The organism is Psychroserpens mesophilus, from assembly GCF_000826645.1.
GTDB lineage: Bacteria > Bacteroidota > Bacteroidia > Flavobacteriales > Flavobacteriaceae > Psychroserpens > Psychroserpens mesophilus.
In genome coordinates this window covers 217,450-242,568 of sequence record NZ_JXJP01000014.1, presented here as the reverse complement: position 1 = coordinate 242,568, position 25,119 = coordinate 217,450, and the positions used below count along the sequence as shown (strand labels likewise).

General features: G+C 33.4%; 28 protein-coding genes. 3 read left to right on the top strand and 25 right to left on the bottom strand.

What is annotated here, in order from left to right; translation table 11 throughout:
* From TD18_RS12265 to TD18_RS12170, 21 genes are all read right to left on the bottom strand, one after another.
* Entirely contained in the window at positions 1 to 1,362 is a 1,362-nt protein-coding gene (locus tag TD18_RS12265; protein ID WP_040253054.1) for a tetratricopeptide repeat protein, read from the bottom strand.
* 104 nt (positions 1,363 to 1,466) lie between these two features.
* Positions 1,467 to 2,486 (bottom strand): sugar phosphate nucleotidyltransferase, encoded by a 1,020-nt coding sequence (locus TD18_RS12260; protein WP_040252978.1) that lies wholly within the window; start codon positions 2,484 to 2,486, stop codon positions 1,467 to 1,469.
* 112 nt (positions 2,487 to 2,598) lie between these two features.
* Positions 2,599 to 2,790: a GIY-YIG nuclease family protein gene (locus TD18_RS12255; protein WP_241480670.1), complete on the bottom strand. Its 192-nt coding sequence runs from the start codon at positions 2,788 to 2,790 to the stop codon at positions 2,599 to 2,601.
* A gap of 81 nt (positions 2,791 to 2,871) precedes the next feature.
* Positions 2,872 to 3,306: a dUTP diphosphatase gene (dut, locus tag TD18_RS12250; protein ID WP_040252976.1), complete on the bottom strand. Its 435-nt coding sequence runs from the start codon at positions 3,304 to 3,306 to the stop codon at positions 2,872 to 2,874.
* A 42-nt stretch (positions 3,307 to 3,348) separates the two neighbouring features.
* Positions 3,349 to 4,785, bottom strand: coding sequence for a lipopolysaccharide biosynthesis protein (locus TD18_RS12245; protein ID WP_040252974.1), 1,437 nt, complete (start codon positions 4,783 to 4,785; stop codon positions 3,349 to 3,351).
* 57 nt (positions 4,786 to 4,842) lie between these two features.
* Entirely contained in the window at positions 4,843 to 5,355 is a 513-nt protein-coding gene (locus TD18_RS12240) for a hypothetical protein (protein ID WP_152611371.1), read from the bottom strand.
* Positions 5,356 to 5,446: 91 nt separating this feature from the next.
* Positions 5,447 to 6,001, bottom strand: a complete 555-nt coding sequence (locus TD18_RS12235; protein WP_040252969.1) for a hypothetical protein — start codon at positions 5,999 to 6,001, stop codon at positions 5,447 to 5,449.
* Entirely contained in the window at positions 5,998 to 6,486 is a 489-nt protein-coding gene (locus TD18_RS12230; RefSeq protein WP_040252967.1) for an RNA polymerase sigma factor, read from the bottom strand. The genes TD18_RS12235 and TD18_RS12230 overlap by 4 nt, the downstream gene beginning before the upstream one ends.
* 3 nt (positions 6,487 to 6,489) lie before the next feature.
* Complete coding sequence (locus tag TD18_RS12225; protein ID WP_040252965.1) at positions 6,490 to 7,332, bottom strand: alpha/beta fold hydrolase; 843 nt, start codon at positions 7,330 to 7,332, stop codon at positions 6,490 to 6,492.
* A gap of 151 nt (positions 7,333 to 7,483) precedes the next feature.
* A complete protein-coding gene (gene atpG, locus TD18_RS12220; RefSeq protein WP_040252962.1) occupies positions 7,484 to 8,344 on the bottom strand; it encodes an ATP synthase F1 subunit gamma in 861 nt (286 codons plus the stop codon).
* A 123-nt stretch (positions 8,345 to 8,467) separates the two neighbouring features.
* Complete coding sequence (gene atpA, locus TD18_RS12215; RefSeq protein WP_040252959.1) at positions 8,468 to 10,048, bottom strand: F0F1 ATP synthase subunit alpha; 1,581 nt, start codon at positions 10,046 to 10,048, stop codon at positions 8,468 to 8,470.
* A gap of 59 nt (positions 10,049 to 10,107) precedes the next feature.
* Positions 10,108 to 10,644, bottom strand: coding sequence for an ATP synthase F1 subunit delta (atpH, locus tag TD18_RS12210; protein WP_040252956.1), 537 nt, complete (start codon positions 10,642 to 10,644; stop codon positions 10,108 to 10,110).
* A gap of 6 nt (positions 10,645 to 10,650) precedes the next feature.
* Positions 10,651 to 11,148 (bottom strand): F0F1 ATP synthase subunit B, encoded by a 498-nt coding sequence (locus TD18_RS12205; protein ID WP_040252954.1) that lies wholly within the window; start codon positions 11,146 to 11,148, stop codon positions 10,651 to 10,653.
* A gap of 82 nt (positions 11,149 to 11,230) precedes the next feature.
* Positions 11,231 to 11,422 (bottom strand): ATP synthase F0 subunit C, encoded by a 192-nt coding sequence (gene atpE, locus TD18_RS12200; RefSeq protein WP_033959615.1) that lies wholly within the window; start codon positions 11,420 to 11,422, stop codon positions 11,231 to 11,233.
* 64 nt (positions 11,423 to 11,486) lie between these two features.
* Positions 11,487 to 12,608, bottom strand: coding sequence for a F0F1 ATP synthase subunit A (gene atpB, locus TD18_RS12195; RefSeq protein ID WP_040252949.1), 1,122 nt, complete (start codon positions 12,606 to 12,608; stop codon positions 11,487 to 11,489).
* Between the two features lie 117 nt (positions 12,609 to 12,725).
* The gene (locus tag TD18_RS12190) at positions 12,726 to 13,112 is read right to left on the bottom strand and encodes a DUF6168 family protein (protein ID WP_040252947.1); all 387 of its coding nucleotides are present in this window, start codon (positions 13,110 to 13,112) and stop codon (positions 12,726 to 12,728) included.
* Positions 13,113 to 13,385, bottom strand: coding sequence for an AtpZ/AtpI family protein (locus TD18_RS17530; RefSeq protein ID WP_084205914.1), 273 nt, complete (start codon positions 13,383 to 13,385; stop codon positions 13,113 to 13,115).
* The gene (locus TD18_RS12185; protein ID WP_040252945.1) at positions 13,303 to 13,764 is read right to left on the bottom strand and encodes a bactofilin family protein; all 462 of its coding nucleotides are present in this window, start codon (positions 13,762 to 13,764) and stop codon (positions 13,303 to 13,305) included. The genes TD18_RS17530 and TD18_RS12185 overlap by 83 nt, the downstream gene beginning before the upstream one ends.
* A gap of 12 nt (positions 13,765 to 13,776) precedes the next feature.
* Complete coding sequence (gene porW, locus TD18_RS12180) at positions 13,777 to 16,317, bottom strand: type IX secretion system periplasmic lipoprotein PorW/SprE (protein ID WP_040252943.1); 2,541 nt, start codon at positions 16,315 to 16,317, stop codon at positions 13,777 to 13,779.
* A 178-nt stretch (positions 16,318 to 16,495) separates the two neighbouring features.
* A complete protein-coding gene (locus TD18_RS12175; RefSeq protein WP_040252940.1) occupies positions 16,496 to 17,203 on the bottom strand; it encodes an ABC transporter ATP-binding protein in 708 nt (235 codons plus the stop codon).
* 24 nt (positions 17,204 to 17,227) lie between these two features.
* Positions 17,228 to 18,700, bottom strand: coding sequence for a DUF5687 family protein (locus tag TD18_RS12170; protein WP_040252937.1), 1,473 nt, complete (start codon positions 18,698 to 18,700; stop codon positions 17,228 to 17,230).
* Positions 18,701 to 18,833: 133 nt separating this feature from the next.
* Between TD18_RS12170 and TD18_RS12165 the strand changes: the two genes are divergently transcribed.
* A complete protein-coding gene (locus tag TD18_RS12165) occupies positions 18,834 to 19,889 on the top strand; it encodes a ferredoxin--NADP reductase (RefSeq protein WP_040252935.1) in 1,056 nt (351 codons plus the stop codon).
* 204 nt (positions 19,890 to 20,093) lie between these two features.
* Here TD18_RS12165 and TD18_RS12160 read toward each other — a convergent pair whose 3' ends face one another.
* Entirely contained in the window at positions 20,094 to 21,113 is a 1,020-nt protein-coding gene (locus TD18_RS12160; protein WP_052461157.1) for a glycosyltransferase family 9 protein, read from the bottom strand.
* 93 nt (positions 21,114 to 21,206) lie between these two features.
* Positions 21,207 to 21,815, bottom strand: coding sequence for a DUF4254 domain-containing protein (locus TD18_RS12155; protein WP_040252929.1), 609 nt, complete (start codon positions 21,813 to 21,815; stop codon positions 21,207 to 21,209).
* A gap of 71 nt (positions 21,816 to 21,886) precedes the next feature.
* Here TD18_RS12155 and upp point away from each other — a divergent pair, with 71 nt between their 5' ends.
* A complete protein-coding gene (upp, locus tag TD18_RS12150) occupies positions 21,887 to 22,546 on the top strand; it encodes a uracil phosphoribosyltransferase (RefSeq protein WP_040252926.1) in 660 nt (219 codons plus the stop codon).
* Here the strand turns inward: upp and TD18_RS12145 are convergent.
* Positions 22,535 to 23,458: a DUF6427 family protein gene (locus tag TD18_RS12145; protein ID WP_040252925.1), complete on the bottom strand. Its 924-nt coding sequence runs from the start codon at positions 23,456 to 23,458 to the stop codon at positions 22,535 to 22,537. The two genes, upp and TD18_RS12145, sit on opposite strands and share 12 nt — an antisense overlap.
* A gap of 126 nt (positions 23,459 to 23,584) precedes the next feature.
* On the opposite strand from TD18_RS12145, the gene TD18_RS12140 reads away from it, so the two are divergent.
* Positions 23,585 to 23,812 carry a DUF6341 family protein gene (locus TD18_RS12140; protein WP_040252923.1) on the top strand — a complete coding sequence of 76 codons (228 nt, stop codon included), beginning with the start codon at positions 23,585 to 23,587 and terminating at the stop codon, positions 23,810 to 23,812.
* Here the strand turns inward: TD18_RS12140 and purD are convergent.
* Positions 23,807 to 25,078, bottom strand: coding sequence for a phosphoribosylamine--glycine ligase (gene purD, locus TD18_RS12135; RefSeq protein ID WP_040252922.1), 1,272 nt, complete (start codon positions 25,076 to 25,078; stop codon positions 23,807 to 23,809). The two genes, TD18_RS12140 and purD, sit on opposite strands and share 6 nt — an antisense overlap.
* Positions 25,079 to 25,119 lie beyond the last annotated feature (41 nt).

Here is a 25,119-nt window from a genome sequence, read left to right as displayed (position 1 = left end):
TTATTGCTGTTTAGACAATGCTTCTGCCTTTTTAGCAAACGCTTCAGATTTGGTAATATTATTATTCTGCTTGTACGCCATGCTTAATTGGGTATAAAAATCAGATAATAGTTTAGAATCATCGATAACATAATCGAGTCCCATTTCTAAGCTTTCTATAGCTTTTTTAGGTTGATTTAATTTATTGTTGGCGACACCATTAACCAGATACAACATAGGTTGTGCTGGATACAATTCTAGTGTTTCAGAACTTAGTTTAGCGGCTTCACTATCTTTATTCAGGTCTAAGCGCAATAAAAGTACATCCTTGATGGTATTAAAATCATTTGGATCTTCTGCTAAGACATCTTCCAAATAACCCAATGCCTTTTCTTTATCATTAGTTTTTAAATGGTATTGTGCTAATTCCCTTAACGTTTTTACGCTTTTATCGTCATCAATTAGAGCTGTGATTTCAAGAAGTTGATGCTCATATTCAGGATGCTTCGACACAAAGTTTACAAAATCATTTAATACCTTAGTTTTAGCTTCTGGTTTTATCGTTGCACTTGTCAAAACAGTTTTCATAGACTGAATTGCCTCGTTAGTTTTATTGTCATCTAAATAAAATTTATACAATGCTAAATGAACCAACTGAGATTCCGGATTTGATTCTAATAACTCTTTGGCAGTATCGAATGCCTTTTCAGTATTACCAGTTTCACTATATCTATAAATGAGTCTAAGGTAACTCGCTTCATCGTCTGGATTACTTTTAATACGAGCTTCAAGGTTTTCAATGCGATCATCATCATTACCTGTTAGATCATAGATTTGATTTCTTAAAAAATCTCGATCTTGATTGTAGCCAAATTCCTTATCAAGTTCGTCAAGAATTTCAAGTGCATTTTTATACTTTTTAGCTTCAATGTACAGACTTGCTAAATCTTGTTTGTAATCCGGATGAAATTTTACCAGTTGTTTTACTGTCTTTAATGCTTTGTCGATATCATTTTGTAACATATAAAGATCATAAAGTTCATCTAAAAACCATTCGTTTTCAGGTGATTTCGAAATAGCCTCTTTAAGCGCATCTTCAGCAGCACCAAAATTTTTAAGCGCTTTATAGTTCTTTCCTAATTCAAAATATAAGACAGGATCTGTATCGTCAATTTTGATGCATTTCAACAAGGCATCAACCGAGCGTTGGTAATTTTCAATCCCTTTTTGTTTTAAAGCTTCAAAAAAATGTTCCTGATAAGCATCTTCATAATTTCCTAAATCGTCATCTGGTCGCTTATTAAAATCGACTTGTGCATAGTCAACCTGCGGAAACAAAAAGATTCCGATGAGCAAAACAAGTATATAGATTTTTTTATTCATAAGCATTTTGAGATTCTTCGCTTGCGCTCTGAATGACAAGTAATTCAAATTTTATTCCAAACATGATCAGCTTCTGAAACAAGTTCAGAATAACAAACTAGGTTTTATTCCAAAACTGAATAATCACCAATACTAATACTTTTAAAGTTTCCGTCATAGCTAACGTGATTACCAATCATGGCATTGTCTAAGTTAGCATTTTTAATGGTTGTATGCGTTTGTATTAAGCTATTTTTAACGGTTGAATTGTCGATAGTACAATTATTTCCTATACTAACGTTGGGACCTACAGTTGCATTGTTCAAGACGACATTTTCTCCAATACAACAAGGCTCGATAATAGTTGAATTTATATTTTTAACTGAATCTGCGATTAGCTGTTCTTCTCCATCCGAAGCTAAAAAACCAAGCATTTTGGCATTTGTTTCAAGCGTTACACTTTTATTCCCGCAGTCCATCCATTCATCGACAGTTCCGGTTTTGAATATTCTACCTTCGGCCATCATACGTTTGATACCATCATTAATCTGGTATTCGCCTCCATTCATGATGTTGTCATCAAGAATTTCCTGAAGCTTCCCTTTCAAAACAGCGACATCTTTAAAATAGTAAATTCCGATAACTGCTTGATCACTGACAAAGGTTTCAGGTTTTTCAACCAACTCCACAATTTCTTCCTTAGCGTTAAGTTTGACAACACCATAGGCTTCTGGGTTTGCAACACGTTTGGTCCAAATTACACTATCAGCATCTGGATCTAAATCAAACTCTGCACGAATTAAGGTGTCTGCATAAGCAATCACAGCAGGACCAGATAATGAGGGTTTTGCACACATAATAGCGTGACCCGTTCCTAAAGGTTGATCTTGACGATAGATAGATGGTTTTGCTCCTAAACTAACGGCTAAACTTTTTAAACTCTCTACAACATCGTCTCCAAACCAGGCTGGATCTCCTAAAACAAAAGCTATTTCTTCTATAGGCTGTTTTAAAACTTTTGCAATATCTTTAACAAGTCTGTGAACGATAGGTTGACCTGCAACTGGAATTAATGGTTTTGGAACTGTTAAACTATGCGGTCTGAGACGAGACCCTCGACCAGCCATTGGTACTATTATTTTCATATAATTGCCTGCGAAAGCAGGTATCTGTTTAATTAAACTTAATTTCTTATTTTATTATAATTAAAATTCCAATTGACACTTAAATTTGACCAACTAGGATTCAATTCTTCAATTAATTCAATCTTCCAATCTCTTTCCATTTTTTGAATTGTCTTTCTCGCATTTCAGCTTCCGAACCACATTTAAACTCTTCAAAATAAACCAATCTATCACAATTGTATTTTGCAGTGAACGACTTAGTATAAATCTTCAGTTTGTGTTCTTTTACTCTTTCCTCATTATGATCTGTTACTCCAATACACATAACTCTATGAGGTTTATTTGTACGATATAGACATACCAAAATTTCATTTAATCGACTAAAAGATTCCTGCTTTTGCAGGAATTATTTTACTCCTGTGCTTCCAAAACCACCTTCGCCTCTGTCTGTTTCTGAAAGTTCATCGACTTCTTTCCATTCAGCACGTTCGTGTTTAGCAATAATCAATTGTGCGATACGTTCACCATTATTGATGACAAAATCTTCACTGGATAAATTAACCAGAATCACACCGATTTCGCCTCTATAATCCGCATCAATTGTTCCAGGAGCATTAAGTACTGTAATACCTTTTTTTGCAGCTAAACCACTTCTTGGTCTAACTTGAGCTTCAATACCAACTGGTAATTCGATAAAAAGACCTGTACCTACAATACTTCGCTCTAAAGGTTTAAGTGTTCTAGGTTCTGAAAGACTCGCTCTCAAATCCATTCCAGCTGAAGCAATGGTTTCATAGTGTGGTAAATCGTGATTAGATTTGTTGATAATTTTTATGTTCATCTTTAAAGACCTCTCGATTTCACTTGAGGTAACATTTAATTATTATTTAATTTTCTTTTGTGTTAAAAGTTTCAATTCCTTTCGTTCTAAAAATGCAACCAGAACTACAAACAGTAACAAAAATACAGTTCCTAACAACATATTTCTATCGAAATGATAATAAGTTATAAAACTTAATACTGTACTTACAAACAGGTATAATGCTATTCGATTTACCTGATAAGGCACTGGATAATACTTTCGACCTAATATATAAGATATTAACATCATCAAGCCATAAGCAATTAATGTTGCATAAGCACAAGCCATAAAACCAATTTCAGGAATAAAAACGATATTAAAAACTATAGTTATAGTTGCTCCAATAAGAGAAATATACATGCCGAAACGCGTACGATCTGTAAGTTTATACCAAATAGAAAGGTTGTGGTAAATGCCTAAACACAAGTTCGCCAACAAAACAATTGGAACAATATTCAATGCAAGTAAATAACTTTCTTTTTTAATGAAAATAGGTCTTAATAAATCGATATAAATGACAACGATCATTAAGCCCAATGCACCAACAATGGTAAAATACTTTAAAATGGTTGCATAGGTTTGTGTAGCATTTTCTTTTTCTGAATGGTTAAAGAAAAACGGTTCTGCTCCCATTCGAAATGCCTGAATAAAAAGGGTCATAAAAACAGCCAGTTTGTAACACGCACTATAGGCTCCATTAACAAACTCACCTTCTATTTGCGGAAGCAACCATTTGTCTAAGTTTTCATTTATGACAAAGGCGAGGCCAGCAATCATAATTGGCCATCCATAATTTAAAAGTTGCTTTAAAATTTTAGCCTCAAAGTTTAATTTCGCTTTAAAGAAATAAGGCAATACTAAAATCAAAACAACTGCACTTGCAATAAGATTCGCGATAAATATATATTCCACATTATTTTCAACAGTAAATAATGATTTCAATCGATCTGAACCATAGGTTGTTGATAATAACAGTACATTTAGAAGCACTATGATTAGCACATTAATCAGTTTTATTGCAGCAAATTTTACTGGTCGTCCAGTAACTCTCAAATAGGCAAACGGAATGACTATCAAGGTATCTAAAAGAGTGATGCCAACTAAAAGCGAATAGAAATCGGTATTAATTCGTAAGGCTTCAGAAATTGGAACTCTAAATAAGAATAGTAAAATTCCAAAAATAAAAGTACTTACAACAATAGTTATCATTGCGGTTGACAGTACACTATCTTTATCTTTATTCTTGCTGAAAAACCTAAAAAATGACGTCTCCATGCCATAAGTAAGAATGACATTAAAAAAAGCTGCTACCACATAAAATTCTGTGTTTTCTGAATAGCCTTCGTTTGGAAGCACATCTGTGTGTAAACGGACTAAAAGAAAGTTAATTAGCCTAGGCAATACAATGGCCAAACCATAGATAACCGTGTCTTTGAAAAAAGTTTTTAGTACGCTCAAAGGTTCAATTTTGTTCTGCTAAAAATACGTTTTTAGCTAACGTTTACCAAAGATATATTATTGACCGTTTGGAGGAGCACTTGGATAATGAAGTGGTTGCTCCATCTTAATATTCGAAATCTTATAGTATAGGGTCTGATCCCCTTCACGATAAGTAATGACACATTCATCATCATGGAATTCAAACGGCATTTCATCCTTGAGCGTTGGAAGCTTATTTTTGGATTCTTCTTTCATATCAGAACTCAATATAAGATCTTCTTTTTGGTTAAAATCTGATTGAAATCGCCCTACGTAAAAGGTTTGATCACCACTATCATTAAATTCTAATCCTGCTTTTTGACCTCTAAAAAATATACTATCTAAAACAACCGAAGTGTCTTTGACTGGAATAAAAACGTTAAATCCTGAACCTCCTCCTTTAATGCCAGCAACCCAATTTTGAGCATAAACTTGTCCGAGTTCTACAGGAGGATTCTTTTGTAATTTTTGAGCAGTTGAGCATTGAGAAAAGCTAGCTACTAGCAAGAACATTACTATTAAAAATGATATCCTATTGAATGATTTCATAGACCAATTATTATGTTTATAAAGATACGATTTCAAAATTAATGCCATAAAAAAACCTAACTCGTTTAGGTTAGGTTTTCTTGTTACATTTTTAATGCTTTATCTGTTTCAGAATATGTAATTCCTTCTGAATTTGTCTGCCTATAAAAAACACCATAATTACTAATATGCATATTGAAGACACTAGTATATAGGTGTAAAATCCCTCAGACAAACTACTCTTGAAAAATGGCAATAATATAACAAATCCTGTAATGTATAGTAGCATTATGATAGGTGTAAAGATGTAGTGAATATTAATTCTTCTTTTATAATACCTTGCCATAATAGCACTAAAAGTTGAAGTATTGGTTGTTACGTCAAGTTGATTCAGTTCTTTGATACTTACATATTCTAAAATCACACGTATCAACAAACTACCAATCATTACAGATAGCGCAAAGGTTACTAAACCATTACTATAAGCATTGATGTAAAAGAAAAAGCCTATTAAAATCGATACTGTAGTTAACAAAACCACATTACCTATGCGCTGTTTATACTTAAGAAAAGTAATCTTCTTTATAATATCTTCTAATCCATTACTTGGTACTTCAACCTCTGGTTGCTGTTCCCATTTAGACTTTAAATCTTTAAATTCTGTCATTGCTTAACACATTTAGTTAATTCGTTTTTTATTCTATGTAATCGCACTCTAATAACCTCATGACTCAAGCCTATAATGTCAGCAATTTCCTTTTGAGGCAAACCTTCCAGCTCGAGTAAAATGATACTTTTGTTTTCACTTTTTAGGCTATTTATACACCTGTATAATTGATTCAGTTGTAATTCTTTCTCTACTGAACATTCCTCATAATCCTCTTCAAGGTGTTGTAAATGACCTTTAATTGATACTGATTTTTTCTTTCGAAGTTCTATAAGACAGGTGTTCACTGTAATTCTGTAAATCCATGTCGAAAGGCTTGAATCGTTTCTAAAAGAATTTAAATTTTGCCAGACTTTGATAAAGACTTCCTGAGCTAAATCTTTAGACAGAATCTCGTTACCATTGGTATAACCTTGACATAATCGAAAGACTTTAGGGTAATTATCCTTATAAATTTGATCAAAATTGGATTCTAATGTACTCATTGTTTATTCCAATGCTTTTTTAATATGTTGTAATAACCAGTCTGGTTGATCATACATAATAAAATGTGCAGACTCCTTAGCGTATGAAATGCTATATGCTGTTAGGTTTTTGTATTGTTCTTCATAAGTAATCTTAACCACATCTTCTCCGTAGGGTTTAGTTGCAGCAAGAATAACTACGGGAATCGTAATTCTAGCAATAGCTTCTCTTAAATCTAATTTAAGTAAATCTGTAAAACCATACACATAGGTTTCACGATCGGTTTTTATTATCCATTCCTTGATTTGTTCATGCTTATCTTTATTTAGAGCCATACCAAAGGCCATTTGTGTTGCCATGGCATCAAAGCTTTTCTCGTCCATATCTAAAAGTCGTTGATTATATGGATTGTCGTATACAATAGTTTCACTATCAAAATTTGGTACCATCAGAGCACCTGTTGAAGGTAAAGCATCTATAATAATAATTTTATGGTATGCTGCATTTTTATCAGAAGCTAGCCACAATCCAAGAGTTCCACCTAGACTATGGCCAATGACTATAACATTTTCAAGGTTTTTATTGGAGATATAATTTAAAATGTCTTCTTTAATTTTAGAAAGCCATGGTTTTTCAATTGGAGGCACCTCACCAAAACCTGCAAAAGTAAAGATGTGACATTCCTTTGTTTTAGAGAGTTCTGCTACTAATTCATTCCAAACATCACCTGTACACGTAAAACCTGGAAATAACAATACAGGTTCACCTTTGCCTACGACCTTTACATCAAAGGCATGATTTTGAGCGCCTAAAGAAAAATTAATGATACAAAAGGTTAATAAACTAATCCGTTTAATTGATTTCATAATCTAAATTTTAATTGATTTTTCCTTTTAGATACAAAATCACTAAAATGTTACAAGAAATTTTTGTACACAAAAAAACCTAACTTAAAAAAGTTAGGTTTTTTATATATTAGATTCTTCGCTTTCGCTCAGAATGACAGTCTAATTTAAATTAATTATTTAGAGCTTCTGCACCTCCAACAATTTCTAAGATTTCATTTGTAATTGCTGCCTGACGTGCTTTGTTGTATGTTAATTTTAACTGATCTCTTAATTCTGTAGCGTTATCAGTTGCTTTATGCATTGCTGTCATACGTGCACCATGTTCGCTGGCAAAACTATCTCTGATACTCTTGAATAATTGTGTTTTTAATGACTTCGGAATTAATTGCTCAACGATTTCAACTTTTGAAGGTTCAAAAATATAATCTAAGTTTACGTTAGAATCACTTTCAAAAGGTACGATTGGTAGAAACTGTTCAGTCATGACAATTTGAGTTGCCGCATTTTTAAATTTGTTATAAACGATTTCAATTTTATCAAATTCGCCATCAACAAATTTCTCCATCAACATTTCAGCAATTTCAGCAACATTATCAAAAGTTAAGTCATCATACACATCGCTTTTGTTGGCTATAACTTTATTCGTTTTTTTGAAAGCATCGTTTGCCTTTTTACCAATAGCTAAATATGAAACCTCTTGATTAGCATATTTCTCTTTAGCTAATTTCGTAACTTCTTTAATGATATTAGAATTAAATGCACCTGCAAGACCTCTGTTAGACGTAATAGGTACAAGAAGAACTTTTTTAACTGCTCTTTGATCTGAATACTTGCTTCCTGAGTCTGCATCTAAAGTGGCACTTAAGCTTTGTAAAAGCTCTGTCAACTTATCTGAATAAGGACGCATTGCAGTAATAGCATCTTGAGCTTTTTTCAATTTAGCAGCAGAAACCATTTTCATGGCACTGGTGATCTGCATTGTTGAAGATACCGACGATATTCTATTACGTATTTCTTTTAAGTTTGCCATTCTTCTATTTGATTAGAATGTTATATTTTTCAAATAACTCTTTGACTATGCTCAGAGTGACAATTCAAATTTAGTTTAGAGTTAGAAAGCTTTAAACAATTTCTAACTCTAAACTTTAAACTTTTAGGCTCTATATTTACCTGATAAATCTTTAGCTACAGCAGTTAATGTATCTGTAACTTCATCAGTTAATTTACCTGCTTTTAAAGTCATTAACACGTCGTTGTGTTTTGCTTTAAGGAATTCTAAGTAATCTCTTTCGAATTCTTTTACTTTTTCAACAGGAACATCTCTTAATAAGTTTTTCGATCCAGCGTAAATGATTGCAATTTGATCTTCAACCGTAAAAGGATCATTTTGTGCTTGTTTTAAGATTTCAACGTTACGCTTTCCTTTTTCAATTACGTTCAGAGTCACTGCATCTAAATCTGATCCAAACTTAGCAAATGCTTCCAATTCACGGAATTGTGCTTGATCTAATTTTAAGGTACCTGCAACTTTCTTCATGGATTTAATCTGCGCATTACCACCAACACGAGATACAGAAATACCCACGTTAATTGCCGGACGTACACCAGAGTTAAATAAATCACCATCTAAGAAGATTTGTCCATCAGTAATCGAAATTACGTTTGTTGGAATATAGGCAGAAACGTCACCTGCTTGTGTTTCGATGATAGGTAAAGCAGTTAAAGAACCTCCTCCTTTTACCATAGGCTTTAAGCTGTCTGGTAAATCATTCATCTCTTTAGCAATATTATCATCGTTAATCACTTTTGCAGAACGCTCTAATAATCTAGAGTGTAAGTAGAAAACGTCACCTGGATACGCCTCACGTCCTGGTGGACGACGTAATAATAAAGATACCTCACGATACGCAACTGCCTGTTTAGATAAATCATCATAAACAATTAAAGCTGGACGACCAGTATCTCTAAAGTACTCACCGATAGCAGCTCCTGCAAAAGGCGCATAAACTTGCATTGGTGCAGGATCTGATGCGTTAGCTGCAACAATAGTAGTATAAGCTAAAGCACCTTTTTCTTCTAATGTTTTAGCAATTAAAGCTACTGTGGAAGCCTTTTGACCTACAGCAACATATATACAATATACAGGTTCTCCTGCATCGTAAAATTCTTTTTGATTTAAGATCGTGTCAATACAAACAGCTGTTTTACCAGTTTGTCTATCTCCAATAACCAACTCACGTTGACCTCTACCAACAGGAATCATAGCATCAATAGATTTGATACCGGTTTGTAATGGCTCAGTTACAGGTTCACGATAGATAACACCTGGAGCCTTACGCTCTAATGGCATTTGGTAAGTCTCACCAGAAATAGGACCTTTACCATCAATTGGAGTTCCTAAAGTATCAACGACACGACCAACAATTCCTTCACCTACGTTAATAGATGCGATTCTATTGGTTCTTTTTACTGTTGATCCTTCTTTAACACCTACTGAAGGGCCTAACAATACGATACCTACGTTATCTTCTTCAAGGTTAAGTACAATACCTTCTAAACCACCTTCGAATTCTACTAATTCTCCGTATTGAGCGTTTGAAAGTCCGTAAGCACGTACGATACCATCACCAACAGTTAATACTGTTCCTACTTCGTCTAATGAAGCACCTGCTTCAAAACCTGAAAGTTGTTGTTTTAAAATTGCTGAAATTTCAGCTGGTTTTACTTCTGCCATCTTTATTTAGATATTAGATGTTAGATACTAAAATGCGAATTGCATTTCTTCTAACTCATTTAGTTTAATGTAAATTCTCTTTTTAACTTGTTTAGCTTGCTAGCTATACTTGCATTGTATTGAATATCTCCAACACGTAAAATGAAACCACCAATGATGTTTTCATCAACTATATTTTCTAATTCAACAGATTTACTGGTCAATTCTTTTATTTTAGCCAACACTTTGATTTCTAAATCTTCAGTCATTGGAACTGCAGTAGTCACTGTTGCCTTTTCTTTTCCGATATGAGCGTCATATAACTTATTATATTGACTTGCAACGTCAGCGACTACATTGATTCGATTATTATCTACTAACACATCGAACAACTTTGAAGTTAACGGATTTAAATCTGTAAACACCTGATTTAAAATCTCTTTTTTAACATCTTGTTTTGTGATTGCATTTTTTAAAGCCATATCTAAATCTGTATGTTCAGATATCGTTTTTGCGATAAATTTCATATCGTTATTAACAGTGGCTTCAGATTTCTGATCAACTGCTAAACTTAAAATTGCTTTTGCGTAACGAATTGCTGCTCTTGTTCCTGACATAATCTTTTAGTTTAATGTCGCTTCACCTAACATAGACTCTACCAATTTGATTTGCTTGTCTTTGTTAGAAAGTTCTTCACGAACTACTTTTTCTGCAATCTCTATTGAAAGGTTAGCTACTTGCGACTTTAATTCGGCAATAGCCGCTTTCTTTTCAGTTTCTATTGAAGCTTGTGCTTGAGCAACTAATTTACCCGCTTCTTCTTTAGCCTGATCTTTAGCATCTTCAATCATTTTATTTTTGATATCACGTGCTTCCTTAAGCATTGCTTCACGTTCAGCTCTGGCTTCCTTTAGTAATTTTTGGTTATCTGCCTGAAGGTTTTCCATCTCACGCTTTGCTTTTTCAGCAGAATCGAGTGCATTTTTAATACCTTCTTCTCTATCATTAACTGCATTTAACATTGGTTTCCATGCATACTTCTTTAAAAGAAGTACTAACAACACAAATAATAATGTTTGCCAGAAAAATAGACCTATCGAAAAATCTTCTAATAAATTCATAATAAATAACTGTTATATCAATTTAATTTTTAATTAAAGCAACCTTGCAACCAACCGTTACAAGGTTACTTTTGGGTTTTGATTATACTGCAAATAATGCAGCAAATCCAATACCTTCAATTAAAGCGGCTGCAATAAGCATAGCTGTTTGGATTTTACCGTAAGATTCTGGCTGACGAGCGATTGCTTCCATAGCAGAACCACCAATTTTACCAATACCAATACCAACTCCGATTACAACTAAACCTGCACCTACCATTACTGGAATTTCCATAATAAATATATTTAAAAATTAAACATTCAAATTAATCCTTTGCATATGCTCAGGATGATACTAATTACAAGTGTTGAACCTCACCATCATGCTCTTCAGCGTGATCATGAGTTTCTGCAGCAAAACCAAAGTAAAGCGCAGATAACATTGTAAAAATATATGCTTGTAGCAATGCTACTAATATTTCAATAAGTGAAATTGCGAAAGCCAAACCAAATGATAACGGACTTCCAATCCAACTTTTGAAAATAAACATTAAACCAATTAAACTCATTAATACAATGTGTCCAGCCTGCATGTTTGCATAAAGACGTATTAATAATGAAAACGGTTTGATAAAAATTCCTAATACTTCAATAGGAATTAATATGATATATAATGGAATTTTAGCATACCATGGCATAGAATCTCCTAATGGATCAAATATATGCTTCCAGTAATCTTTTGTTCCTGTTAAGTTTGTCAGTAAAAATGTTAATATCGCTAAAGAAGCAGTTACTGCTAAATTACCAGTAACATTAACTCCTAATGGTGTTAATCCAAAAATGTTTAAAAACCAGATAAAAAAGAATACCGTTAATAAAAATGGCATATACTTCATATATTTTTTCTCACCAATATTTGGAATCGCGATATCATCTCTAATATATAGTACGATTGGCTCGAAGAAACGTCCAAATCCTTTTGCAATTCCACCATTATTAGCATAAGATTTAGCTAAGCCTCTAAATAACAAGAACATTAGCAAACCCGTAATGATGATCATTACCACACTTTTAGTGATTGAAAAATCTAAAGGTTTTACGTTTGTTGGATGATGCTCTTCATCATAATTGATTGTGCCTTGAGCGTCTGTTTTGTAAATTTTGCCGTGATATTGTTTGTAATAATTACCATCAACCTCAGCAAGTGTTTCACCATGATGAAATTTTGAAGATGAAAATACTTTCAAACCATTATCCCAAAGAATAACAGGCAGAGGAAATCCCCAATGCACTTTTTCTCCAGCATCATTAGTGTATGATGTTAAACTAAAATCATACGAATCTTTCAAGTGATGTTGAATGTATTCCTTAATTTCAGTTTTTTTATCTCCTTTAGCAGCATCCTTGTTTTCGCCAAACGAAACGAATGAAACTAAACACAGTAATAAGGTAATTGTCTTAACGGTCATTTTTCTTTGCATATCACTCAAAATAATAGTGGCCTAAAAATCGCTGCAAAGGTAGGTTTTTATCTCAAAAACAAAAACAATTTTAAACTTTATTTTCGGGTGGTATTTTTAGAATTAGAAAGAAAGTAATTATTCCATTTTATTGAGCCATTTTGCCAGACTAAGTGTTTCGAGAATCAAGCTCAATATATAAGGCACAAAAAAAGCGGCAAACTCCAATTTTGAAATCGACCCATCGGCTTTATAAACTGGATAAAATACAATAAAAAAGACAGCAAATTTAAGAACACTTCCTCCTAAAAACAGAAAGCCAAGTTGTTCTTTGTATTTGTCTTTCATTTTAAAAAGAAATCCGAATATTACGATTGCCAAGAGTGCATTAATAATGTAAGCAAGCACAATTTTGTTGTCGTATAAAGGCAATGATTTTGAGCTTAAAACAAACAAATGAATTGCTAAAGCAAATGATAGTATTAGAATAAGCTTTATAGCGAATAAAGTAAATGCGTTTTTCATTTAATATTTAATTCGGTTGAGTTGTTTTATGACTACAAACAATGAAATCCCAACGCCTAAGAGCGTGCAGATGACGACGAAAAGTTTACCATTATCATTATATGAAGTGTCCAGCCATTTTCCGAGCATCACAAAGACATAGATGATGACACCCATTTCGATGCCAATTCCAGATAGGATGGCTACGTTTTTAAGCGGACTGACCTTTTTCTGGTTGTCCTCCTGTTTGTTCTGGTCTTTGAGTTGTGGATTGCTGTCCTGTTCTTGAGCCATTATTAAGTTCTTTTAGAGCACCTTTCATCGAGCAAGTTGCATTAAATGTGGCTCCAGGCTCGACTGCTAATTTACCCACAATAACTTCTCCTTCGACGTGAGCAGAAGATTTTAAAGACAAGGTATCTGATAAAAATAATTTACCAGAAAATTTACCTTCAATATCTGCATTTGCACTTTTAAGTGTTCCGTTGATATTTCCTGTTTTGCCGATTACAACTTTTCCTGGTGTTTTTATATTACCTTGAACTGAACCTTCAATTCTAAAATCGCCTTCACTAATAATATCACCTGTAATGGTTGTTCCTTTAGCAATAGTATTTTGCTGTGAGATAGTTTCTGTTGCCATTTTTCCTGTTTTTTTATCTGAAGAAAACATAGGTTTTTTGTTTTATTGAGATGCTAAATAGTCATTTAAGTTTTTATGTCTTTGAATAATTTCATAGTTAGGTGATGAAATTGAATAGAAATCACGAACGATTTTATGTTTGTTCTCTTCAAGAATTTCTGCAAATCCGGAAGCTCCTTCCGCACTTTTAAGTCCGTGAACCACCACAAAAACTGTGTTAGCATCGTAGACATCTACAGAAGTTGTAAGATCAAAATACGTTACTTTAGAAACAGCGTCGTTAAGTTTTTTAACAAACTCATTGATCGCTTCTGTTTGACCAGCTTCAAAAGGATACAACACATTAAAGTGTTTTGCCACATTATTATCAACAAATTCTTTTCTTGCTAAAACAGGAATCACTTCACTTAATATGGTTTCTGCTCGTTTTCCTTCTACGGAATTAGGATAGGTTAACGCGATATAATTTACCCCTTCCTGATAAGCTTCAAAACCGTATAATCGTCCTTTTGCTGAAGCTTTTAAAATTTCAAATTTTGGAACAATTGGATCACCTTCAAAATCTATGATATTCTTTTCTGCACCACTAATGACCTCGGCATACTCTTGGTTATTGAATTTCTCATACAAGGATTCATAAATACGTTCCGGACTGTTTTCGTCTTTAGAAAATTCTGAAGAAGGATTTAATAAAATCTGAGCATATCTCGAATCTGAATGATTGGTGATAATCTCATTTTTCATGTTGTCTGCTTTTGCATCTAAACCAAGTTCAACATAAATTTTATACAAATTATACTTGGACGGAAGTATCAAACGCTCTTCAGGATTATTGAGTAGTAATTTTTCAAGCTTGTCCTGTGCTAATCCGTACTCTTTAAACTTTTCCTTATAAATAGACCCTAATTGGTAATACGCAAAATTTCGGTCTTTACTAATGCTGTCTATTACTTTTTGGTCTGTAGGAATTTGTGAAATGTAAAATTCAGGATCAAATAACTCTTCATTAGAAGCCAAGGCATCTATAGCATTTCCTTGTTGACCTTGAGCTTTGTTAATCGCTTTGCTTGAAAGCCTCCAATTATCCTTAAGTTCACGATCTCCCCAAATCTTTACAAATTCATTTCTTCCAAACGACAACGTCGTTTCATTGTAAAAATAGAATTCTTGTTTTCCACCAGGATCTGCTCTTTGAGTTTTATTTCCAACTTTATTTGTGGTTTGAGTCATTCCTGAGTTGACACGTTCGGCAGCTTCGGCTTTTTCTTTAGCTTCTTCTGCTTTTGTTCTTAGTTCGTCTGTATATGCTGTGAAAACGGCTAATCGATCAGCTTCAGATAAACTTACTAAATTTAAAATACTATCATTAACCTGAGCAATGTCTTCGTAATAGATGACATCATCTAAATTTTCTCGTTTCTTCTTAATAACTCGATAAGGCTTGGAGTTTAATTTCTGATTGGTCATCGTACTATCGTAATACGCACCTGCTACTCTATAGTTAGCACTATCAAAATTCATGTCACCAAGCGTAGAATAATCATACGCTTTTAATTGCTTGTCACCAGTATTAGTTCGTAATGATTTATTGTAATACACAACAGCCAAGGAATCTGAATTATTAGCTCTGTGGTATTCTGCAATACGATAGTAGATTTTATCCAGAAACGGTCGGTTTTCACGATTTTCTTCCAAGTCTGTCAGATACTCTTCAAACTCCAGTTTGTCACCGCTTTCAATATCAAAGTTTACTATTTTCGCTAAATGAGCGTTCACATAGTATGGTCTTGGAATTTTACGATGCATATCAATAATTTTATCAAACACTAAGTTGGCACTATCTTTTTGTCCAAACTCATTGTATAGTTGTCCGATGATAAAATTATATCGTGCTTTTTCTCGGTTCTTCTTTGTGTATTCTGCAGCGACCTTTAATTGTGCTAAGGCACTATCTTTTGCTTTAATATTAATGTATGCCTGAGCCATCATTGCTGTAGCATCAGCCAAATCCTGGTCCTCTAGCTCTTCCTGATCTAAAAGACGTTTTAAGTTTTTAAGAGCAAGTTCATTATTTTCTAATCGAATGTTTGTTTTTTCTCTCCAAACTTTAGCTGTATTGATTTTATCACTTGCAGGATACTTGTATAAAATATAATTAAAGGCTTCTAAGGCAGGAACAAATCGTTGATCAAAATAACGCGCTTCACCTAAAAGTAAGTAGGCTTCATCAATTTGCGGATTGTATTCTTTCCCTTTGATGTTCATACCATGCTTTTGCACAGCCTTTATGGCTTTTTCTTCAGCACGTTCAAAATCCTGATTTCGTGATTGACCTGGAAGAAAAACATCTTCCTCTAATTGCATGCGTTCAACAGGAAGTAGTTCCCAGAAGTTATCGGTTGCTGCATTATCAACGGTCTCACGGCCTTGTTCAAGTGCGATATAACCATTATAAAGAATATTATATTTGGTGCCTAAGGCATGAAAATTTCTATTTATGAATGTATTGTTTTTTCGAGAGCAACCTGTAACAAAAAGGGTCACGAAAAGTATAAAAATTATAATTTTAAACGATGTATTCAACGTGGTTGTATTTGGTTAAGTATAACTAAAAACGACTACAAATATTATGTAATGCTGTAAAAATAAGCATCTTTTTGAATTATCGGTATGTTGTGGAGTTGTTTTTTGCTGCGTTGATTGTTGCTAAGGAATTGTTTTACACCTCAACAACAAACAACTTTACAACAGGATATTCAAATTATACAGCTTCAGAACCTGCAAAGTGAGCCTCAAGTTCTTTTAATGTTTCAGTGCTAGTTGCTAAATCTTTAACTACTTCACCTTTTTCTAATACAACAATACGCTCGCAAACATCTGTAACATGTAGTAAATCGTGACTAGAAATTAAAACGGTTACACCTTGCTTTTCGGCTAAATTTTTAATGATGGATTTTAGTCTGATTTGTGTGGTTGGATCTAAGTTAGCAAAGGGCTCATCAAGAATGATAACTTCAGGATTACCAATAAGTGCGGCAACAATTCCTGCTTTTTTCTGATTTCCTTTACTTAAATCACGTAAGTATTTTTTCTGATTTAAAATTTCACCATGGAAAAAATCAGCAAACTGAGCTACTAAGGCATCGACATCAGCTTTGTTTTGTCCGCGAAGTTCTCCAATAAAATAAAAATATTCTTCAGCAGTTAAATAGCCAATTAAAAAACTCTCATCAATAAAAGATGACGTAAACGGTTTCCAGTCTTCACTTTCATGAACCAGAACATCATTATTTTTTATGTGTCCCGTTGTAGGCTGAATCAAGTCTAACAACAAACTAAAATACGTTGTTTTTCCTGCACCATTATTACCAACTAATCCGAAACTTTGACCTTTAGGAATCTCTAGGTTTTCGATATGTAGAACTGTTGTGTCGTTATATTTTTTTGATAGGTTTGATGTTATAATCATGGTTTGTTGTAATTAAATTTATATTTAGCTTTTTTCAGCAAAAGCAGCGATAGTTTTATACTTTCCTTTTTGGTAAATGTTTTCGATGAACGTGAAAATCTGGTTTTTAAAAATAATTCCTAAAACGCCACTTAAGGCGATTGCGATAAGACCAGCTTCAAAGCTTATAAATTTATAAGGAATGTAAAATAAAATGATTGGCAGCAATATTTTAGGCATCGCAATAAGCATTTGTGTTGGATTAAACCCATTGGTATTACTAAATGCTTTTGCTTTGACGTTTAATTCAATAGGAACGCGATTAAGTGCACCTCCAAATAAGGTGATAAATGAATTTAAACCGACATTAAAAATTGCTCCTGCTGCGATCATTCCGAAGATTTTCCAGCCAAAATATAAATACGGAATACTTAACACGAAAGATATAGAAACTGCAAAGACCATCAGGTACCACTTAGATTCAAGATATTGTCTATATGGAATATTCTGGCTCATTAATAATTTGTAGTATTCACTATCCCAAGAAGGTACTAATTGTCCGAAACTCATTAAAAATCCACCAGTAACAAACATAGACGCAAAGGCTAAAAATGCAGGCATCTCTTTATAAGCATCTTGTGTGTAAAAAATCAATCCGTAAAACAAGAATAAAAATGACATCATCATCACTTGTTTTGGTCTAGCATTTCTCCAAATCAACTTCACGTCATTTTTCAAGAAAGGAGCCACGTTGCCAAAGCGATCCATCCAGGATAAATCTGTTGCATTAACTTCTTTAATTTTTTTAGAAACCGCATCATCTAAGTAAAATCCTTTTCTGATGTAAATAAAATTCACATAGTACAATCCAATAACAAGCATGAAAGGCACAATCATTAAATAAGGCTGATTGTAAAGCGCATTAAACGCTACTCCTATAGGTTTTGAGATCGCAAAAATGCCATAATATTCTAATCCTATTAGTGAAATAAGGGAAATGGCTATGATATAAAAAATGGTATTGTTTTTATTAATTAAAAAATTAAGATAGTTGACCGAAAGTGTCAGAAAAACAATCGATATAAACCAACACAATACATTAAGCACAGCATAACCTTCAACTAAGAGTACCACACAAAATGGCAGAAAAAGAAAAATAGCTAAAAAGTTGAAAAATGAAACACTGGTTTTTCCTAATAGGTAATGAATAACTGTGTTTCGTTTGATGGGAATCGTCATTAAAGGCTTCACATTCATTACTGGAAGCTGTTGCATGAAAAACCTAAAGACCATTTCAAACAAAAACCAGTAGATGATAAAGTTATTTATAGTCACTATTGGATCGAGATCTGGAAATGCCTTTTCAGCAATGAAAAACATAGCAACTCCTCCTCCAATTGCAAAAGCTCCAAAATAAATCGCAGCCAGGACCAGTAAAATTTTTATGGCAATACCTTTTTGAAAATAGGAGGCTCTGAAAAACTGTTTCCACTCTAAGCGTATAAAATGTTTAATCATGGTTATGGTCGATTTTTATAGATTAGTAATAATAATATCTTTTTTGTTACAAACAAAACCAAATTCAGTATTCGATTTCTTATTTTTGAAAGTCTGAAAAAGAATTAAAAATTAATACCTTAAAAACAAAACAATGTCACAATTTCATTCTTTAACCATAAAACAAATTGATCGCATAACTGATGAATCTGTTGCAATTAGTTTTGAAGTTCCTCAAGCTTTACAAACTGACTTTAGCTTTAAAGCGGGACAATATATTACGCTAAAAACTTCAATAAACGGCAATGAAATTAGAAGAGATTATTCCTTATGTTCATCGCCTAAAAGTGGTGAACTAAAAGTGGCTGTTAAAGAAGTTGAAGATGGCACATTTTCTTCATTTGCTAACAACAAGCTCAAGGTTGGCGATGTTTTAGATGTTGCAACACCTAAAGGTCACTTTGTCTTTGAGCCTAATGATTCAAAAACAAAACACATTGCCGCTTTTGCTGCAGGAAGTGGAATCACACCTGTGTTGAGTATTATAAAATGTGCTTTAGAAGAAGAGGTACAAAGTCATGTGGTACTTGTTTATGGAAATAAAACGACTAATGACACCATGTTTTTAGACGAATTATTACAATTACAGCATCAATATAGCCAACGGTTTTCAATTCAGTTTGTATTTAGTCAAACTCAGGAAGATGATGCCATATTTGGTAGAATTGAAAAAAGTACGGTCAATCTGATTGTTAAAAATAAATACAAACATTTAGATATTGATGCGTTTTATCTTTGTGGACCTGAAGGAATGATTCACACGATAAAAGATGTGTTAGAAGAGCATAATATTGATAAAAGCACTATTTATTACGAACTTTTTAAATCCTCTAAAGTAGCACCAATTACCAGTGAAAAAATTGCTAGTGGAAATTCTAAGGTCACTGTGATTTTAGATGATGAGACCACCACTTTTGAAATGCCTCAAAAACAAACCATTCTTGAAGCTGCCTTAGATAAAGATATTGATGCACCTTACTCTTGTCAAGGTGGAATTTGCAGCAGTTGCATTGCAAGAATAACTGAAGGTAAAGCTGTGATGAGACAAAATAATATTCTAACTGATGGTGAATTAGCCGAAGGTTTAGTTTTAACATGCCAGGCACAACCAATAACAGAAACACTAACTGTTGATTATGATGATGTTTAATATCTTGAAATCGGACTTCGTCTGATAAATTTGCGTTTAATCCCATAAATCGTTCTTTTTGTCGAATATATGGAAGTTATTCTTACAATCATTTGATGCTAAAATTTAAACAAAATACCTTAGCGCAAGATTAGGACGCTATTTATATTTGGGATTATCTAAACGTTCTCAATCAGAGCCTTACTCTTTGGAGTGAGGCTTTTTTTATTTTAGAATCGTTTTTACTTTTTCAAGGATCATTTCTGGCGTAATTGTACTGAATACATCTTCGTATCCTTCTGGAAATGTGTTTCCGTAAACCGAAGTTGGTAGTTTAGGAAACCTTGCACGATCAGCTAAAACTGCATAATTATCATGTTGGTGAAACGGATAAAACCCAGCATAAGGATGCGTAACTCCCCAAATGGTTAACACTTTTACACCTTGCATTGCCGCTAAATGTGCATTACCTGAGTCCATGGAAATCATCAGTTCTACATTTGAAATCACATCTAGTTCATCACTTAAGTTTAGTTTTCCAGCAAGATTAACAATGTTCTCATAGTTGTTTGCAATTGTTTCAAGTTGATATGCTTCATCTCCTTTGGCTCCAAAGAGCAGTATTCTATAATCCTTTGAAAGCGCTTCAATAACTGTTTCCATGTGATGCAATGGGTAAGCTTTCCCCTTAAAGGCGGCAAAAGGTGCAAATCCAATCAATGGTTTAGAATCCCTTCCAAGGAGTTGAAGACAATTCGAATTTAATTGTGAAGCTTCAGGAAATGTTGGATTTGATAAATCTATTGTATAGCCTAACTGTTCAAAAACATCAGCATAGCGTTCGTGAGTCGTTTTTAATTGCTGAAAAATTTTTCCTGAAGTTAAAGCCTTTTTCTCAGCTCTTCCTTTATCTATTTGAACGACGTTCTTTCCGAAGAAAAAGAACTTCAAAATATTGCTTCGTAATACATTATGCAAATCTGCAACACTATCAAAACCTGTTCTTTTTAATGCTTTTGAAAGTTTATACAAACCAAAAACACCTTTGTGATTTCCTTTAATGTCTGCTTCAAAAACAGTGACATTAGGAAGATTTCTAAACAACGGTTTAAAAAATGCTTTGGTTAAAACGGTAAGCTTAAGATCTGGATATTGCTCAGTTAATGCTCGTAACACAGGAACAGTCATGGCAACGTCACCCATTGCAGAGAGACGAATGACAAGGATGTGTTTCGGTTTTGACATGTTATAACTCTCGTCACACTGAGCGCAGTCGAAGTGCTTTTGAGCATTTTACCAAATAGTCTTCGACTGCGCTCAGACTGACAATTAAGTAATTTATTTTTGCGAACGTAGTACAGGATTCAACTCGTCGTCGTTGTACATTTTCATTTGCTTGTACACTTTCATATACTTATCACCTTTACTTATGTCGTCTAAAAGTGTATCAATAGCAGTTGATAAATCGACACGCTGTTCAAGTAATACGTCTAATTTTTTCTGACAAGCAGCTTTATGAGCTTCTGAAGCATCTTCACGAGTTGCTTCTTCTTCCATATGATATACTTTAAGTGCTAAAATAGATAATCTATCAATTCCCCAAGCGGGACTTTCGGTATTGATAGTTGCGCCAGGCTTTGCAGTTACATTTTTATATTTTTCAAGGAAATAGCTGTCAATAAATTCAACCATATCTGTTCTGTCTTGATTTGAAGCATCAATTTGACGTTTCAATTTTAAAGCAGCCACAGGATCAATTTGAGGATCGCGAATGATATCTTCATAATGCCATTGAACCGTATCTATCCAACATTTTCTGTATAATAAATGCTCTAACAAGTTAGAATCTTTGTCATATACATTCGTAAACGGTTGGTCAACAGTATTAACGACATGGTATTTTTTAATAACCTCCTGAAATATTTTATTTGCTTTTTCTGAAAACATAATCTTTGAATTTAAAGTGCAAATATAGAAGTAATTATTAACTTTAGCTTCCAAAAAAGTTACAACACACTATGCATATTCATAATCTATCTGAAGAAAATTCTATTTTAAATTCCTTTATCGCTGAAATAAGAGATGTTACGATTCAGCAAGACCGAATGCGTTTCAGACGAAACATAGAACGTATAGGTGAAGTTTTAGGTTATGAAATGAGTAAAACTCTAGCGTTTAAGTCTAAAACCATTCAAACGCCTCTAGGTGAAAAACCAACAGATATTTATCAAAATGATATTGTTTTGTGTTCTATTTTAAGAGCAGGTGTGCCACTTCACAACGGTTTACTTAATTATTTTGATGATGCGGAAAACGCGTTTATTTCAGCATACAGACATCATAAACACAATCCTGAAACTTTTGAAATTATTGTAGAGTATCTTGCGTGTCCGGATTTAAACGGAAAAACCTTAATCCTTGCTGATCCTATGCTTGCAACCGGACAATCTATGGTGGCAACTTTTGAAGCATTAAAACCTTTTGGAACGCCTAAAGAAATCCATTTAATCAGCGTTATTGGTGCTCAAGCTGGTGTCGATTTTGTAGCTTCACATTTTAATAGTGATTCGCATTTATGGATAGCAACCATTGATGAACAATTAAATGATAAAGGATATATCATTCCAGGCCTTGGAGATGCTGGTGATTTAGCGTTTGGTAAAAAGCTACAACAGTAATGTGATTACTGGTGTTAAAATAAGAACCCAAAGCAAGCTTTCTTTAAACCATTTTTCAGAGATAACTTCCAGATAGTTCGTCATAATAATAGCTAATGGCGCAAATAGAAAAATAAATTCACTGCCATTTTTTACAGGAGCAATAATAACTATAGAAATTGCAATAATTGCTGCAATGACAATGAGTGAAAATGAAGGCCTAGAGCTTTTGGTTTTAGACTTCAAATTTTTGAGGTAATAAAACAGCGACCATATACCAAAAGACAATAAAATTGTGGCTCCAATGATAATTCGTTTTGAATTAAGTGAACTAAAATCGAAACTTATGTCTATTAGCTCATTAAAGAAATTATAGATATCTACATTTAAAATAATCATTATTGATGCACTAATAATAGCTACAGTTAAAATACCTAATACTGGAATTAACCAGTTTTTGACATCAGTAATCACATATACAATTAGTGCTGCAATAATTAATATAAAAAATAATAACGACCAGAAGTATAATAATGAGGCTATTGTGATCCAGAAAGCAGCATCAAATAGTTTCTTTTTTACGTCTTTTTTTGATCTTAAACTAATGATTCGTCGTAATGCAAAAAGTATAAAAAGGTTGGCAATTAACGTTTTAGAATTGAGTAAGGTTTCTGGCAATACTGCAATAAACAATACAAACAATAAGATTTTATAACTGTTTTTTTTTGTGAGATTATTTTTATTCACCAGAAAATCCAACACAAAGACCGAAAATAAACACACTGCAAAAAAAAGGATTTGCTTAACAATTGAAAACGTATTTAGTTCGATATCAAGCGTCACATACTTTGTAATACTAAATATTATTAGCAGCATCACGCTTACTACTACAAAGTTTATGGGTTTTGACTGGCTAAAAAAATTAGATATCATTAATTAAGTTAAAAAGTAAAAAGACACTACTAATATTTACAGTTTTTTTCAATTTTAATTTGAAAAAACGTAATTTTGTACTGTAAAGATATAATTTAAACCTACAACAGAATTAATTTTAGACTAATGAAAGACTTTTTTTACGCTATAGAGGATTTATTTGTAAACGTTTTATTTGCTCCATTTGATGCTTTAAGAGCACTAGAATTAGAAAATTGGTGGTCTGCAAATTTTATATCCTGGATATTTATTATCATTGGCTTAGTGGCCTTTACCTACTGGATGCTTGAATTGAAAAAATACAATGCAAACGGTGAAGAAGATAAGAGCATCACATCGCATTCTTATTTATAAATCGAATCCGATATCCTTACGATAATACATCTTATCAAAATGTAATTGATTTATATTTTGATACGATTTTTTTATGGCTTCTTCATACGTATTACCATAAGACGTAATCGCCATAACACGACCACCAGAAGTCACAACCTGATTCGCTTTTATAGTTGCTCCAGCATGAAACACCAGAGAATCTTTTATGTTTTCTAAACCAGATATTGCTTTTCCTTTTTCATAAGCTTCAGGATAACCTCCAGAAACCAACATGACAGTAGTTGCAGCTCTGTCATCTATCTCCAAATTAATTTCATCAAGACGTTCTTCAGAAATTGCTTTAAAAATTTCAACTAAATCTGTTTTCAATCTTGGTAAAACCACTTCGGTTTCAGGATCTCCCATTCTAACATTATACTCAATGACTTTTGGGTCATCGCCTACTTTTATCAATCCGATGAATACAAACCCTTTATATGGTAAATTGTCTTTTTGAAGTCCGAGAATGGTTGGTTTCACAATACGTTCTTCAATTTTATTTAAAAACGCTTCCGTAGCAAAAGGCACTGGAGACACAGCTCCCATTCCACCAGTATTTAAACCTGTATCGCCTTCGCCAATGCGCTTGTAGTCTTTGGCTGTTGGCAAAATTTTATAGTGCTTACCATCGGTTAACACAAAACAACTTAGTTCTATTCCGTCTAAAAACTCTTCGATCACCACTTTAGAACTCGCATCTCCAAACTTAGCATCAACCAGCATGTTTTTAAGTTCGGCTTTTGCTTCATTTAAATCATTCAGAATTAAAACGCCCTTACCAGCAGCCAATCCGTCAGCTTTTAAAACATAAGGAGGTTTTAAGGTTTCAAGAAAGGCATAACCGTCTTCAACATTAGATGCATTAAAACTTTGATATGCAGCAGTAGGAATGTGATGTCTGTATAAAAATTCCTTCGCAAATTCTTTACTTCCTTCTAATTCTGCAGCTGCTTTTTGAGGTCCGATTACTGCCACATGGCTAAGTTGCACATCATTTAAAAAGTAATCGTGAATACCTAGAACCAATGGATCTTCTGGCCCAACAACAACCATGTCAATTGTGTACTCTAAGACAGCAGTTTTGATGGCATTAAAATCTGTAACCTTAATATCTAAGTTTTTAGCAATTTTTGCAGTTCCTGAATTTCCAGGAGCGACATAAAGCGTTTCACATAACGGACTTTGAGCTATCTTCCAAGCGAAAGTGTGTTCTCTTCCACCAGAGCCAAGAATTAAAATGTTCATGTAATTTGTTGTTTGCACAAAAATAATTGGTTTTAAGTTGA